This is a genomic window from Wolbachia endosymbiont of Armadillidium arcangelii, from assembly GCF_040207875.1.
Lineage (GTDB): Bacteria > Pseudomonadota > Alphaproteobacteria > Rickettsiales > Anaplasmataceae > Wolbachia.
This window is the reverse complement of the sequence record NZ_CP157942.1, coordinates 1-16598: the sequence shown is the minus strand read 5'-3', so window position 1 is coordinate 16598 and position 16598 is coordinate 1. Positions and strand designations below refer to the sequence as shown.

Here is a 16598-nt window from a genome sequence, read left to right as displayed (position 1 = left end):
AAACTTAATGCAATTTTTTACTTAAGTCACGTGAAAACGAAGATATGACCTCACTACTACGCTTATCATCTTTACGTTCATGCATTATTTTCTTTACAGCATCAGCAGCTATACTTGCTGTGTTAGCTTGTAAATCTCCAAGAGCTTTTTCAACTTGGTCAGTGACTTTCTTCAAGTTAGAATGGGCATTGTCATCTAATGTCTGATCGAGCTGCTGTTTATTGTGCTTAATGATACTATTAGCCTTATCGAATGCTTCATTCATCATTTTGTTAACTTCTGCATCTAATTTTTTGTATTTTCTAGAAGATTTTTCGTAATACTCCAACATATCTTTTCTGAATTTTTCAGTTTCTTCACTTGAAAATTTGCTTTTATTACGCTTATTGTTAAGTGCATTTTTTATCACTTTCTTTAGCAATCTATATGCAAAGACAAGACCTGCCAAGAAGGCAAGACCGATAATCATTGATGTAGACATAAAAAAACTCCTAAAACTCTTCAGATACCAAGCTAGCAACAAACTCCTCTTCAACCTCAAAATCAGTTAACTTAGTATAGTAAATCAAAGCAATATTAGTAGCCATCTGTTTTAATTCATTAATGCATTCAGATTTAAATCTTTCTACTCTTTCTTCAACAAATTTGCTTACTTTTTTATCTTCCTCTTCTAATATATTCTTAACATTAGATCTCATTTCTTCTACCTGAGCAAGTGCATCATCTACGATTTTTTTTGCCTGTACTCTGGCTTGATTTAAAGCTGCATTATATTTTACAACTTGATTTTCTACAAGTTGCAAAAGGTGAACAGAATTACTAAAAGAATTCAATACTTCTTTACTTCTAGTGCTTATTACTTTTTCCAACTTTGGTAAAAATAAGTAATTCACTATGGAAAAAAGTGAAGAAAAAAAAATTAAAAACCAAAAAATTTGAGAAGAGAAAGTTGAAACATCAAGCTGTGGCATCTGTTAAGCAGCAAATATTAATAACATTGCAAGTACAAACGCAAGCAATCCCATGATTTCAACCATGGCAGCACCAATATAAACGTAACCTTTCATTTTACCTTCCGATTCAGGGTTTCTCGCAATCCCTTTTAACATAGCAGAGAAGATATTAGCTATACCTAAACCAGCACCAAGCATTCCAAATACAGATAAACCAATTGCTATAAATTTTAAAGCTACTAAATCCATATATTACCTTTAACTATTCCTTTACATTATTAATTATAAAATATCCTGCAGGTAAGTCAATTACTTTACTGCATCTGACAAATATACGCATATTAATATAGTAAATATATAAGCTTGTAAAACTGCAACGAATACTTCAAACCCTATTAGTGCAATTATAAACAAAAAAGGTGCAGGAGTGAAAAGTACGTTCATATTCACAATAAATCCCGCTATCACTTTGATGATCGTATGACCAGCAATCATATTTGCTGCAAGCCTTACTGATAGGCTAACCGGTCTTACTAAATAAGCAAATAACTTAATAATAATGATTATAGGTGCAAGCCACGCAGGAGTTCCTTTTGGTAGCAATATGCGTAAAAACTCTACTCCCCTTTCCTTAAATCCAATAATCGTTATATAAATAAAAACTACCATCGACAAAGCAAAAGTGACTATCACATGACTTGTAACCGTAAAGCTATAAGGAAGAATACCAACTAAATTACATGATAAAATGAAAATAAATACTGTAAATATCAAAGGAATGTGCTGCAAACCTTTGCTTCCAGTATTATTTTCTATTATTGAAACAACAAAATCATATACATATTCAACTGCAGCTTGTAAATATCCTGGTATTACTGCCCCTTTTCTTACTCCGAGAAGCAAAAAGAGCATTGTCAACATTACCGAAATCATCATAAAAAGAGATGAGTTAGTAAAGTTTATGTCATACCCAAATAGTTTTGGTAACTCTATTATTGTATATACTTTAAATTGTTCTAGCGGATTTAACGCCATTTTGATCTTATGTACTTAAACTGTAACAGTAAATAAAGTATAAATTTTATAGGATAAAGTCAAGAATTAAGATAGAAAGCTCTATGTCATTATAGCATTAGCATATTAACAAAATATGTAATTAGAGTGTTAATTACAATCAGCTCTGTGTTTTAAAATTTACCAACCTTATTAAATTGTTCAATATCTTGACTTAACATCTTATTTTAATTATAATTTAATTTTTAGTGAGGTATTATTATTAACGAAATAGATTTTATTAACACTAATCATCCTTTAAATTTAGAGCAGGAATTTGGTAGTGGATACATTAAACTAACAGATGGCTCCTTTAACGAATATACTGGCCATTATCAAATAGGAAGCTAAATACTAGATGAAAGCCATAATATGATAGGAAACTTAAAACTATTGATGGTTACATTTATGATGCCTATGCAGATAACCACAATATGAATCTTAAATTCTTTATGGAGATAGATTTAAAAGGTGATATAAAGAAGATCAATTCTCTTCAGAAGAAGATATAAAGTTACAAAAGCTTCTGCATCATTGTTTATGATGTAGAAGTATTCCACTACAACAAACTTTAAAATCATTATATTTTACATTACAATAACTTTTTTATTTCTTATTAAATAGATGAAGTTCACATTATCTTGGTTATTAGAGCACTTAGAAACCAATGCCAATTTAGAAGAAATCACTGATAAGTTAACCCATATAGGGCTGGAAGTAGAAAATGTGGTCGATAATTCCAAATTGGCCGGGTTTGTTGTTGCAGAAGTACTAGAAGTTGCACCTCACCAAAATGCTAATAAATTAAAACTATGTAAAGTAGACAATGGAAGTAAAATTCTGCAGATAGTCTGTGGAGCACAGAATGTTAGAGAAAATATGAAAACTGTACTTGCATCTCTTGGTAGCACATTACCAGAAAGCGATTTCACAATTAAGCCTGCAAAAATACGAGGAGTGCTAAGTGAAGGAATGCTCTGTTCTGCTTCTGAACTTGCTCTGACTCAAGAGGAAAGTGAAGGAATAATCGAGCTTTCTGATGATTATAAAACAGGAGATAAATTTTTCAATTGCGATCCTGTAATTGATATAAATGTTACTCCCAATCGTGGAGATTGCTTAGGAGTCTATGGAATAGCTCGAGATTTAGCAGCAACTGAAATTGGAACGTTAAAGGCTTTAAACGTTCCACAACTTGCCTGCTCTATGGATTCACCAATAAACGTCAAAGTCACCGACGCAGAGAGCTTTATTAGTGGAATATACATCGCCAATGTAAAAAATCAAGAAAGCCCAAAGTGGCTAAAAGATAAATTGGAATCGATAGGAATGCGCTCCATTTCTGCAATAGTTGATATTACTAATTACATTATGATATCTTTCGGGCGCCCAATGCACGCATATGATGCAAAAAAAATAGAAGGAGAGCTCGTAGTACGCAAAGCAACTAAGGGAGAAAAATTTGTTGGTTTAAATGATAAAGAGTGCTCATTAAATAAAGACATAAGTGTTATTTCTGATGATAAAAATGTTCATGGAATTGCTGGAATTATAGGTGGTAAGTACAGTGAATGCACTTTTGAAACTACTGATATCTTTTTAGAGTCTGCTTGGTTTGACCCCATCTCTATCACTAAATCTTCAAGGCAATTTGGCATTTCCACAGAAGCTAGTTACAGATTTGCACGTTCAGTTGATTATGGATTTACCCTTGAGGGACTTAATCTTGCAGCTAAAATGATCTTGGACTTATGTGGTGGAGAAACCTCAAGCGTAGTGTCTGCTGGCAGCTTAGATAGGGCTGACACCAAGGTGAGCTTTGATTATCAGAATGCAAACAAATTAGGAAGTGTGTCTGTATCGCCTGATAAAGTGTTCGATATCTTAACGAAACTAGGGTTTAGTATTGATAAAAAAACCGAAGGCAATTGGGATGTACAAGTGCCAAGCTGGAGACCGGACGTAACTATACCTGCTGACCTAATTGAAGAAGTAACAAGGATATACGGCTATGACAAAATAAAAGAAGAATCACTACCAAATAATGTTGAAGAAGTAGATAGTACATACGACAATTTGCGTATTTTGATGACAAACAGAGGGTTTCATGAAGTGCTAACCTGGTCGTTTATGAGTGAATCAACAGCTGAAAAATTTGGTTACTCGAATAAGTTATTTATCATCGATAATCCGTTTAACAATAACTTTAATATGATGAGACCAAGTATTATGCCAAATTTATTGCAAGTCACTGCTGATAATATTGCCCATGGAGTATCTGATCTTGCAATCTTCGAAATTGGGCCGATTTATGATGATGAAGCTCAGTCTAAACATGTCTTAAGTGGAATAAGAACAGGAAATAATTTACCGCGAAACCATTATAATACTGATAGGAAAGTAGATGTTTTTGACGCAAAGGCTGACCTCATAACGGCTTTGGAATTTCTTAACATCAATTGTGATAGCTTAACGATAGAGAGGGCAGAAAAAGAATATTACCACCCAGGAAAGTCAGGTACCTTTTCTTTCAAAAGTAAAATAGTTGGTTATTTTGGGGAACTTCATCCAAGTATACTAGATTTCTTTAACATCAAACAAAAAGTTGTAGGTTTTGAGGTAATACTAGAAAATATTGAAAATTTACCTGTAAGTAGAAAAAAATTTATCGATTATAAATATCAAAGTGTAAAGCGCGATTTTGCGTTTATTGTGAATAAAGACATAACAGCAGGTAGTATAGTCAATATGGTGAAAAAAAGCTCAGAGCTTATCACAGAAGTTTTGATATTCGACGTATACCACGGAAATACCATGGGAATGAACAAGATATCCATAGCATTGTCAGTTACTTTCTGCTCTCCAACTCACACTTTAACTGAAGAGGAAATCCAAAAAGAATCAAATATGATAGTCAATTTAGTGTGTGAAAATACCGAAGGAACTTTGAGAACTCATCATTAAGCCATAATCATAATTTCCGGTCGTTGCTGTGTCACACTTACTTCATCTAATTCACTTCTAACTAACGTCAATTCAATATTCTCAGAAAAGACTTCATATAAATTATCTCTTATATGAGGCCATATTAAATCTTTAAATATTTTTTCTCCATCAGGAAGTAGAATAGAGGATTTTATGGAAGCAGGTAATTTCTCTACTACGTCTATTATTTCCTTGAAAGGTTGAATAAACACTTCTCCTGGTATTAAGCAACTTATCAGTTTAGAATCGACACTATTTACCACTTTTAGTCTGAATCCGTTCAACAATTCCTTCAGCTTATTATACGTAATACCTGCTTTTTCTAGATTCATCAATTCTTCCATAATTTTTGTGAACCCTTGAACAGAAATTTTAAGCACATTTGTTATTTCACTACGCAAAGGTTTAAGAACACCTCCTAAATGAATTTTTACTGATGATTTCAATATGGTATTATGCTCTGGATCCTGTCCAACATTAATCCTACCACCATTTTTATATAAATCTTCACGTAATTGTGCAAACTGTGGCGGAAATTTAATTTCGACATCCAGCATAATGTCTGATTTATTAACCTCTGTTCCATGAAAAGATACTTCAATATTTGGATGTTGATTCTGATATGACTCACTGCCCTCTTTAAAAGCAGCAATTAAAGAATGAACTAGTCCTCTATTTAAAAGATAAAAAATAGCTAAAGCAATTGTTGCAGGAATAAGTAAGATTACAAATGTAGCAAAAATCACTACTGAAGCAAGAATACCATATGCCAATCTTTTTGCTGTTAATTTATTTTCTTTTTTTTTATTTTCCTCCACACTGATCTGCGTTTTATCATTTATTTTATATCTGCTATATAGGACTAACCCTAATGCAGTTAAAGCTACATAAGGAAGCATTAAAAATGCTAGAGCTACATTCAACACTCGTTTTTCTAGACTAGTTCGACTTATCTCCTTAAATATTTTACTTGATTTATTGTACCAAGAAGTAAAAAAATCAGAGTCATAATCCTTATAATGAAATATATTCAGCGGAATGTTAAAACCAGAAGAAAATTCTTCCCCTTTCTTTGAACTATAAGAAACAGCAGCACACTTTTCTTCACCTAAACCACTATTATTGCCATCTAAGTTAGTTTCAGAAGTTGTAACAGCAACACACTCTTCCCTACCTACACTACTACTATTAGTTTCAGAATTTATAGTAGCACTTATCATATTATACCTGATTTAAAATATGCTTTATATGCTATAAGTACTAATAATTTCTAAAGATAAGGAGAGAGTCTGCTCTTTTATGTATTCACTTCATCATTTTTTTATCCTTTGCTTTGATTATTACTCTTATTTTAAAGGTTTATTTACCAGCATAAATGCCTTAGCGCGATTAAAGAAGGTAGAGGTAAAGTGGGTAATCTTTATATCAAATTAGCTTAGCTTTCTTCTTAATTGGCTGTGTCACGTTTACTTCATCTAATCTATTTCCAATCTTAAATTCAATATCCTTAAAAAATCTATCCCACGTTCCACGCAAATGCTCTTCTACTTTAGGCCACATATCATTTTTAAATGTTTCTCCATCATCAGAAAATACATTACCTAAAAAAGCTCCGATTTCCTCATAATTTGATTCAAAATGTTGAAGAAACGTTTCTCCTTCCTTATAAGAGTTGTGTGCTACATCTAACGCTTTTCCTTCTATACTCTCATCCCCATATATTGCAACGATAAGGCCTGTTTTAATATATCCATAACCTGTCTGAACAGCTTTTATAGGTTGCAGCCATGAACTCTTATCGCTTTTTGGTACATTATTTACTATATTTTCCACCAACCTGTTTATCAAAGGAGACAATAAATCTTGACAAAAATGTTTGATATTATCTTTTGTTTTAATTACAGGATGTTTGATGCATCTTTCTGCCAAATAGTACTCAAGTTCCGCTTTCTCTAATAACTTTTTAACTGCTTCTTCACTAAAAGTCTCATGCTCGAATGCCTTTAGTAAATTATTCTCTATTGTTGCAAATTTTATTTTTTCACGAGATTCTAACTCTTCTCTATAATTATTTTTTGTTTCTTCATTTATCAATAATTCTTTTTTCTCTAATTCTAATTGTTCTAGTGCTTTTAGAATTTTTTGGTTATCTTTCAAGTGCTTCTCTATTAATTTTGTATTTGGATGCTTTTCTCCTCTTCTCTTTTGCTCATCTTCTAAGTACTTATTTAAATCCTCATTTCCTTCTATTATTTCTCTCAACAGTGCAGGTTGTTCCAAGCATTTTGCAATTTCTGCTCGATGCGCATTAATCCTTTTTACTAGATCTGGTGCCTCCCTTTTTAATAGCTTACACGAATTCTCTATACCCTTTGCTTGGCCTTTGAATAAATTTTGTATTTTACATTTCGTTATTTCTAAATATATCTTTGCTATAAAAGCATTTACTTTATCTGAAACTTCTTTTAAACCTTTCTCACTAAAAGGACCTTTTATCTCCTCTTCTAAATCTCGAAACTGGTCTATTAAGCTTAGCATGCCTAATAGGCCTAACTCACTTTTGGCTTTTTTCATTGCTGATTTTACTAGCCTTCGCTCAACTTCTTGATCATTATACTCGAACTTAAAAAGACTTTCTAATTTCCTTTTTAAATCATCGTTTGTTAAGTTATTTTTTCCTTCATCATATATTGCTTTCAATTTTTCATGTATTCTAGTATACTTTTCTTGTCCTTGTTTTTTTAAATCTTCAATTATTTTTTTAGCATCATTTAGAGCTTCCTCTGTTTTTCCAGGATCTATATCCTTATAAACATCAATGATTGTCTTCTTAGCTATTTTCGCTTCCTCTTTAAGTCGTTCCCATTCTGCTTTAAATACAGGAAGCTCACTATCATCTAAAACATCCGGTACTTTTGCTCCTGCTTTTTTCAGATCTCTTATTATCACTTCTTTCTCACCTGGTAATTCCTTACCTTGACTCTCTAATTCCTGTCTCACTAAAGAATTTTTTATCTCATCTTCCAGTGAAAAATCTTCTTTCCGTCTATCTCGCTGAAACTTAATTGCTTGTATAAAGGCAACTTGATAAGCACTTTGTATTAAGTGACTTGTCAAATTAGGACCTATACTATCTACCACTTTCGACTTGAATTCGTTCAATAATTCCTTCAATTTATCATATGTAATCTCTTTCTTTTCTAGCTTTATCAGTTCTTCCATAGTCTTCGCAAATTCTTGAATAGAAGTTGCAAGGACATCCTTGATTTCATTACGTAAGGGCTTAAGACCATTTTTTAAATCGATGTTAGTTGACAATTTCAGTACGATATTACGCTCTGCATCCTGTGTCACACTAAACCACTTATTATTTTCATCTTCACATAAATCTCTAAGTAATTGTTTAAATTGTGGTGGAAATTTTATTTCCATATCACATGCAATGCTTGTACTAGAAACTTCCTTTTCATGAAAAGATATCTCGATATTTTGGTGCTTATTAGAGTACAGCCCCATACTTATTTTAAGCACAGTAACTAAAGAATGAGATAGCTCTCTATTTAAAAGATAGAAAGTAGCCAAAGCAACTGTTACAGGAACAATTAAGGCTACAAGCACAGTTACATTAACAAAGATTGCTATTGCAGCAAGAGCGCCATATGCCAATCTTTTTGGCACGCCAGTTTCACTCTTTTTTGTCTTATCTTCCCCTACACTGTCTTGTGTCTTGCTGTTTGCTTGAAATCTACTGCATACGACTAATCCCAGTGCAGTAAAAGCAATATAAGGAAGCATTAAAACTGACAGAGCTAAATTTAATATTTTCTTTTCTGGACAAGTTATATTTATTTCCTTAAATATTTCGCTTGATATATTATACCAGGAAGTAAAAAAATCAGAGTTATAATCTTTATAATGAAATATACTGAGTGGAACGTTAAAATTAGCTAACGGCTCTTGTTCTTCCACAGCATCAAAAAATTCTTCCTCCTCTTCTGAAGCAACAAGGCCTAAATCACTCTCTTCTTCTACACTAGAAACAGCTTCCATAGCATCAAAAAACTCTTCTTCCTCTTCCATAGCAACATTGGAAATAGATTGTACTTTACCTAAACCATCACTATTGTTAACAACTTCTTCATAATTATCTGCAACAGCCTTATTCATATCATAATCTCACCTCAAGTAACCTAAGTATAGCATAAATATCAATAACTTTGCAACTTTATTAACTTAATACCAACTGTCAAATCTTGGTATCCTTTAGAATAGAAATCAGTTCCGATTTCTATATTAACCTCTAAAGATAAAGAAAGAGTCTGCTCTTTTATATACTCACCCCACCTATTTATTGCCTCTTTAACTTTCTCATCTTCTGCTTTGATTATTACTCTGATTCTATCTGATATGTGGAAATCAGCTTGTTTTCTAGTTTCTTGAATAAGCCTCACAATATTTCTCGCGAGCCCTTCTAGAATTAGTTCATCATTGAGCTCAGTGCTCAGAATAACAATTCCTTTATTGTTATCAAATACAGAAGAATATTCACTGTTTGCTTTTAACAATAGTTCATATTCACCTTTTTCTATAATATAGTTCTCTGTTTCATCTCCCAGAAATATCTGTTCGTTTTCAACTTGCTTCCACTTCCCTTCCTTAACGTATTGAACTAGTTTCTTGATTTTGTCTGGAATCTTCTTGCCAAGTAGTGGGAAATTTAGTTTTAGCTCTAATGATGCAATATCTTCAAGTCTGTTTACTAATTCTAATTTTTTTACATTTACCTCATCTCTTATCATCTCTTGATATTCATCTTTAAGAGAATCACAGGAAAACTGATGATAAATAATCATACTACCAAGTGGCTGTCTGATACGTATGTTAAACGTGTTTCTAATAGAGAGTGCAGCATTGCATATTTCTCTTACCAAATCCATCTTGGCAATGAGCTGACTATCAAACTTCTCTAATTGTGGAAAATCAGCTAAATGAACAGATGTTTCTTCATACTTAAGCCCTTGCCATATATTCTCTGTTATAAGTGGCAACAAAGGAGCTGCAGCTCTTAGTATGTAATAAAAAACCGTATATAGAACATTATAAGCATCAGTTTTATCCTGATCCAAATCACTTTTCCAAAAACGCTCGCGGCTGCGACGAATATACCAATTATTTAGCACTTCAAAAAAATCTATCAGAATTTTGCAAGCCTCTTGAGAGTTATAGTTATTCATAGAAGCTTGGATACTTGCTACAGCTTCAAAACATTTGAAAATCATGTAGCGATCAATAGTACTTTGATAATCCTTACAAACTTCAGCTTTAATTCCATCTGCATTTGCATACATAGTAAAAAAGTGATAACTGTTCCAAATAGGTTTTATTACGTTTTTCAGAACATCTCGTATTGAGTTTCCTTCTTTATCGAGTAGCAAATTACCACCACAAACAATAGATCCAGAAAGCATAAGAAAACGCAGTGCATCAGAACCGTATCTATCAAAAACCTCCATTGGATCTGCATAGTTATTCAAACGTTTGGACAATTTTTGCCCTTTTACATCCAAAACAACACCGTGGCATATGCAGTTCTTAAATGGTTCCCTATCAAACAAAGCAGTGGACAATACAAAGAGCGTATAAAACCACCCCCTGGTTTGCGCTATGTATTCAGTGATAAAATCCGCAGATTCAAACCACTCTTTATTTTCAAACGGATAGTGGATTTGCGCAAATGGCATCGAGCCAGATTCAAACCAGCAGTCAAACACGTCAGGTACACGGCGCATAACTGATTTTCCTATTGGGTCATCAGGATTTGGTCTTGTTAAAGTATCGATAAATGGTCTGTGCAAGTCGTCTATTTTAACATTAAAATCTCTCTCCAGTTCTTCTATTGAACCATATACATCTACTCTTGGATATCTCGCATCATCTGATTTCCATACAGGGATTGGCGTACCCCAGAATCGATTGCGTGAAATTGACCAGTCGTGTGCCCCTTCAAGCCATTTTCCAAATTGACCATCTCTAATGTGGTTTGGTATCCAATTAACTCTCTTATTTAGCTCTACCATTCTGCTTTTGAATTTTGTAACAGCAACATACCAAGAAGGCATAGTGCGATAGATCAAAGGAGTGTCAGTTCTCCAGCAGTGTGGATAATTGTGAATATATTGCTCAGTTTTAAACCAATTCCCTTGCTCTTTTAATTTTTTTATTACTGTATCATTGGTATCAAAAACATGAACCCCTGCCAAATCTGAAACTTCAGCAGTAAATTTTCCACTGTTATCAATTGGACAAATAACTGGAATATCATGGCTTTGACAAAGGTAAAAATCTTCCTCACCAAATCCAGGAGCAGTATGCACAATGCCGGTACCATCTTCTCCTGTAACGTAATCAGCGATGAAAACGCGGAACGCATTTTTTGTATCCTTAAAGTAATCAAACAGCGGTTTATAAGAAAGACCTGCAAGATCATTCGCTTGAAGTTTTATATTGCAGTTTTCATATGGAATATTGTTTTGTTCAGAGTGGCTGATAAATTTCTCTAAGTAGCTTTCAGCAAAAATGTATATTTCACCATTCATTGAACTTCCTTCACTACTTCCTGTCATCCCAGTGCCCAGACACTGGGATCCAGAAATAGATTCCAGCGTCACGCGCTGGACTGACACAAAAGAGTGGACTGACACTGCACAATACTTGATGTCCTTTCCTATCGCCAATGCCAGATTGCTAGGAAGAGTCCAAGGAGTTGTAGTCCAAGCAAGCAACTTACATTTTTGTTTAAATTGCTTTGGGTTTTCTAAAAGCTCAAATGCAACAGTTACAGCTTTGCTAGTTTTTTCTCTGTATGCATTATCAAGCCTTGTTTCAAAATTGGAGAGAGGGGTTTCACACGCCCAGCTATATGGAACAACACGTACTGATTCATATACCAAACCTTTATCGTAAAGCTGCTTAAACGCCCACATAACCGACTCCATAAATGATTTATCCATGGTCTTATAGTCGTTGTGAAAATCTACCCACCTTGCTTGCCTATTCACATACTTCTCCCATTCTAATGAAAATTTCATTACAGAAGTACGACAATGGTTATTGAATTTTTCAATGCCAAATTTCTCTATCTCAGTCCTGCCCGATATTCCAAGTTCTTTCTCTGCACCCATCTCAGCCGGTAATCCGTGACAATCCCAACCAAATCTACGTTCAACCCTTTTTTGAAGCATAGTTTGATATCTTGCAAATGCGTCTTTGATGAAACCAGTGAGTAAATGCCCATAATGCGGAAGTCCATTTGCAAATGGAGGGCCATCATAAAAGACAAAACAATTATCCTTAGAACGCTTCTCAACTGATTGTTCAAAAATTTTGCTTTCCTGCCAAAATTTTATGATTTCTTTTTCTAACGACGAAAAATCAGGACTACTTACTGTATCAGGATAATGCTTTATGTTCATTTTGACCGGATAAAGTCAAAGAATATAGGGCTTTCCAGAAAATTACAAATTCAAAAACTCTGTTTCTATAAATATCGGTAGGTATTGACATTATTATACAACATATTAATTCACTAGACTTATTTATTTAGGTTGAAGATGAATAAAGACAATAACAGTTGGCCTTACCAGAAATTTCATGATGCTAACAAAAGCAGTAGTAAAAGCAGCGTTATTTGGGAATCGCGTTTTTATGAATACAATAATTCTGGAGAGATTGAGAAAATACGCTATCAGTGGGAAAAGAAAAAAAATCCCGCAAGTCTATTATATCAAATCTCACATGATTGCGCAACACAGAGTTATAGTCCTTTAAGTATTAAATCTAGATAGCTTATAAATTTGAAAAAAACTACACAAAATGCTTCTGTACAAGAACGCAGGAGCACTTTTTTCTAATTAGGCAGCACATCCCAATAAACTATTCTGCCGAGCTTCCAATACCCTTACATTTATTATTTTATCTTTATATTTACCATCAGGATCATCAATGCACACTGATTGCATATATGGGCTTTTGCCAATAATTTGAGCTTGATGTTTGCCTTTTTTATCGCTGAATAGAACAGGAATAGTTTTTCCTACCATACTCTGATTAAACTCAAGTTGTTGTTCACTAATTAATTTCTGTAAACGAAGAAGACGCTCTGTTTTAACCTCTTCTGGTACTTGATCTTTTCTTTCCGCTCCCGGTGTTCCTGATCTTGGACTATATTTAAAACTATAAGCTTGAGCGTATTTTACTTTTTCCACTAATTTCATAGTTTCCTCAAAATCTTTTTCGGTTTCTCCAGGAAACCCAACAATAAAATCAGAAGAAAACTCGATTTCAGGTTTCAATCTGCGAAATCTGTCTATTATTTCCAAATACTCCTCTGCAGTGTGCTTTCTGTTCATTGCGTGCAATATTTTATTCGAACCTGACTGCACAGGCAGGTGAACAAACGGCATGAGTTTTGGCTCTTCCGCATGTGCCAAGTAGAGAGATTCGTGCATATCCCTTGGATGAGAAGTTGTATAACGAATCCTCTCTAGCTTTTCAATTTTAGCAATATGACTAACTAACTTGCCTAAATCCCATACTTCCCCTTCGCATTCTCCATGGTAAGCATTGACGTTCTGACCAAGCAAATTGATTTCTTTTGCTCCGTTTGCAACTAATTTTAATGCTTCACGAAATATTTCATTTATTGGTCGTGAATACTCAGCCCCGCGAGTATATGGTACCACACAAAACGTACAAAATTCATCACAACCTTCTTGTATGGCAAGAAACGCAGAAGACCCCTGGCTATTGCCATAGCACTCATCTGGCAATTTATCAAACTTTGCAACTTCAGGAAAATCAGTGTTTATTACATGACCTTTACTTCTACTTGCTTTTACTATCAACTCCGGTAAAGTAGCGATACTCTGCGGACCAACAACAATATCAACAAAGGGAGCCCTTCTAAACACTTCTTCTCCCTCTGCTTGCGCTACACACCCAGCCACCACTATAGTCACTTCTTTTCTTGATGAATGAATTCTTCCAAGCTCTGAGTAAAGCTTTTCTGCTGCCTTCTCTCTAATATGACAAGTATTCAATATCACCAAATCAGCTTGTTCTGCATCACTAACAACGTTGAACCCTAGAGGCTTAACTATATTCTCCATTAAAACGGAGTCATAAACGTTCATCTGACAGCCGTAAGTTTTAATATATAGGCCTTTCATATTTAAAATTCTTCATACAAATCCTAGCAAATTATACGAAAAACTGGATTCTAGTACAACAGCCAATAAAGATTGCTTGACAAACCTGCTCGCTTTCCTTACTATAGTAGTAGAGGTATTTTAAGAGCTCAAAAATCTATCTCCGTCTGCAGACTTTTCAGTCAATTTCTCAATAAAAATTCAGTGTATGTGAGTGGGTGCACACACACATACTTAATTTCTGTCGTATATGCGCTGCGTTTTTTTTATCTTTTTTATACAGGGGGATTTTATGTCCAGAATTCCAGATATTTGACCTTTATTCTTAGGCTAAAAACCAACTGGCGCCTATGGTTTTTATAAAGAAAATGTGGAAAACCACATATCAATCTTTACAGAGTGAAAATGAGGCATCAATACTACGTACACTGGAAGATTGCTATCAAGAATGTAGAAACAGACACTCTGATTCTATCAGACGGAATTTTTGCTATTTGGGATGTCAGGTGACTCATCCGCAGAATTGGCTTGATTCTTTCCCATCTCATTCACAAAAATCAACACTTAGTGAGAATTCAGAAGATTACACAAACCATGATAGCACAAATCCATTGCCCTTATATAGCAGCCAATTTTTCACAGCTTAAAAAATTTAACGATCAGAATTATAATTACAAACCAAAGTAAAAAGTAGACTTTTTCATTTCTACTTTTATACTCGTAAACTTAACTGGATGGCAGTGTCTAAGTACTGGCATGACATGATAGGATGTCACGCAAGTAGCACTCTTTGGTGTCATCCCAGCGCCCAGACACTGATTTACTTTATAATGATGTCATTCCAGTGCTTGACACTGGCATCCTACAGATAATGTTCGTACAGCTGTGCCTCACGCGCTGGCTCTCTTAAATTACTTTAACTATAAATATTAATAAATTTACTAATTGTAAAAAAGGCAAAAGAACCCCCGGTCATTGTTTAATTTTCAGTATCGGCGCTTTTTAGTCTTAAACACTGCAATTTAGCTGCTTTTAAACGCAATTAATCTAAGTTACAAATGTTTAAGAAATTTACCAATAGAAGAAAAAGACAAGGAACCCCCGCAGTAGCTAGTTATTCTACTCTTTATTTTAAAATTTGACGTTGGGTAATGTCTTAAACAGCCCATTTCAGCCTGTATAGGGAAAAATCCGGAAATTTTATAAAGACATAGCATGCACATAGTGCAAAAATAATACGCCAAATACAAGTCTTCTTGTCGTTTTAATCTGCACAGATTAGGAAGTTAAATAATATAGTTTCAATATTATGATAAGGGAATTGGCGAGATTTGTAAAGTAATTTTTTCGTTTCACCAAAATAAAGGCTTTTCATGTAGGGGTTTTAGTAGTTTCTTACCAGATCCACTAATGTAGCAATATTTTCAACTGGAGTATCAGGAAGTACTCCATGCCCAAGATTAAATATAAAAGGTAAATCTCTAAAACAATCCAGTATACGCTCTGCTTCCTTAATTGCTTCTGCTTTATCGTAGGCCAAAAGACTAGGATTAAGGTTTCCTTGCAGAGGAATTTTTAGATTTGCTTTCGCCCATTCTATTTGAACATTATAATCTATACTTACTGCAGATACACCTGTTTTCTCATAGTAATCCTTATAAAGATTTCCAGCAGAGCGTGGAAAACCTATTATAGGAAAATCAGGAAACTTATTCTTTATTGCCGAAACAATTTCCTTTGTTGGCTTGATGACATACCTTTCAAAAAGCTCCCACGGAAGTGCGCCAGCATTACTATCAAATAACTGAATAACATCTGCTCCAAACTCTATCTGTTTGATTAGATAAATAATTGTCGCTTCTGTTATTTGCTTAATTATTTCCTCTAAGTCCAAGGGACAGAAATTTAGCACCTTGGAAAAAGTTTTGCTACTACCACCCTCTATGATGTATGAAGCTACTGTCCACGGCCCACCAGCAAAGCCTATGAGGGACTTTTCTGCTGATAATTGGCTTCTTACTTTCCTTATGGCATTTAGAATTGGTAATATCTTAGCTTCAATTTCTTGCAGACTTTTTAACTCTTTAGCACTTTCTATAGGTTTTATTCTTGGGCCTACACCACGTATAAAACTTACATCACAACCCAAAACGTCAGCTATTATTAAAATGTCGGAAAAAATTATCGCTGCGTCCATGTCAAACCTTGTTATAGGTTGTAGTGTCAGCTCTACCACTAAATCTGTGCTATAGCATATCTCAATGAAATTATTCATGTTTTCTACTGCTTTGCGATACTCAGGAAGAGACCTACCAGCCTGGCGCATTAACCAGATAGGCATTCTCTCATTTGGCTTATTCTGCTCAATAATTCTTACTATTATTGGTTTGGTGCTTTCCAA

Annotated in this window: 12 protein-coding genes; 3 read left to right on the top strand and 9 right to left on the bottom strand. The window is 34.1% G+C overall.

The window, feature by feature from the left end; translation table 11 throughout:
- Positions 1-4 precede the first annotated feature (4 nt).
- Genes ABLO99_RS00060 through ABLO99_RS00045 form a run of 4 tightly spaced genes read right to left on the bottom strand, consistent with a single transcriptional unit; the run spans position 5 to position 1988 of the window.
- Entirely contained in the window at positions 5-481 is a 477-nt protein-coding gene (locus tag ABLO99_RS00060; protein ID WP_349967706.1) for a hypothetical protein, read from the bottom strand.
- Positions 482-491: 10 nt separating this feature from the next.
- Positions 492-971 (bottom strand): hypothetical protein, encoded by a 480-nt coding sequence (locus ABLO99_RS00055; protein ID WP_349967704.1) that lies wholly within the window; start codon positions 969-971, stop codon positions 492-494.
- Positions 972-974: 3 nt separating this feature from the next.
- Positions 975-1202 (bottom strand): F0F1 ATP synthase subunit C, encoded by a 228-nt coding sequence (locus ABLO99_RS00050; protein WP_349967702.1) that lies wholly within the window; start codon positions 1200-1202, stop codon positions 975-977.
- A 60-nt stretch (positions 1203-1262) separates the two neighbouring features.
- Positions 1263-1988, bottom strand: a complete 726-nt coding sequence (locus tag ABLO99_RS00045; RefSeq protein ID WP_047759630.1) for a F0F1 ATP synthase subunit A — start codon at positions 1986-1988, stop codon at positions 1263-1265.
- 642 nt (positions 1989-2630) lie between these two features.
- On the opposite strand from ABLO99_RS00045, the gene pheT reads away from it, so the two are divergent.
- Complete coding sequence (gene pheT, locus ABLO99_RS00040) at positions 2631-4970, top strand: phenylalanine--tRNA ligase subunit beta (protein ID WP_349967700.1); 2340 nt, start codon at positions 2631-2633, stop codon at positions 4968-4970.
- On the opposite strand, the gene ABLO99_RS00035 is transcribed toward pheT, so the two are convergent.
- The 3 genes from ABLO99_RS00035 to ileS form a co-directional block, all read right to left on the bottom strand.
- Positions 4967-6211 carry a hypothetical protein gene (locus tag ABLO99_RS00035; protein WP_349967699.1) on the bottom strand — a complete coding sequence of 415 codons (1245 nt, stop codon included), beginning with the start codon at positions 6209-6211 and terminating at the stop codon, positions 4967-4969. The two genes, pheT and ABLO99_RS00035, sit on opposite strands and share 4 nt — an antisense overlap.
- A 205-nt stretch (positions 6212-6416) precedes the next feature.
- Positions 6417-9158, bottom strand: coding sequence for a hypothetical protein (locus ABLO99_RS00030; protein WP_349967698.1), 2742 nt, complete (start codon positions 9156-9158; stop codon positions 6417-6419).
- 41 nt (positions 9159-9199) lie between these two features.
- Positions 9200-12463 (bottom strand): isoleucine--tRNA ligase, encoded by a 3264-nt coding sequence (ileS, locus tag ABLO99_RS00025; RefSeq protein ID WP_349967696.1) that lies wholly within the window; start codon positions 12461-12463, stop codon positions 9200-9202.
- A 138-nt stretch (positions 12464-12601) separates the two neighbouring features.
- On the opposite strand from ileS, the gene ABLO99_RS00020 reads away from it, so the two are divergent.
- Complete coding sequence (locus ABLO99_RS00020; protein WP_349967695.1) at positions 12602-12835, top strand: hypothetical protein; 234 nt, start codon at positions 12602-12604, stop codon at positions 12833-12835.
- A gap of 66 nt (positions 12836-12901) precedes the next feature.
- Here the strand turns inward: ABLO99_RS00020 and miaB are convergent, their stop codons facing one another.
- Positions 12902-14218: a tRNA (N6-isopentenyl adenosine(37)-C2)-methylthiotransferase MiaB gene (miaB, locus tag ABLO99_RS00015; RefSeq protein WP_349967693.1), complete on the bottom strand. Its 1317-nt coding sequence runs from the start codon at positions 14216-14218 to the stop codon at positions 12902-12904.
- A gap of 347 nt (positions 14219-14565) precedes the next feature.
- Between miaB and ABLO99_RS00010 the strand changes: the two genes are divergently transcribed.
- Positions 14566-14844 (top strand): hypothetical protein, encoded by a 279-nt coding sequence (locus tag ABLO99_RS00010; protein WP_349967691.1) that lies wholly within the window; start codon positions 14566-14568, stop codon positions 14842-14844.
- Positions 14845-15581: 737 nt separating this feature from the next.
- Here ABLO99_RS00010 and hemE read toward each other — a convergent pair.
- A complete protein-coding gene (gene hemE / locus ABLO99_RS00005) occupies positions 15582-16538 on the bottom strand; it encodes a uroporphyrinogen decarboxylase (protein ID WP_410543685.1) in 957 nt (318 codons plus the stop codon).
- Positions 16539-16598: the final 60 nt, after the last annotated feature.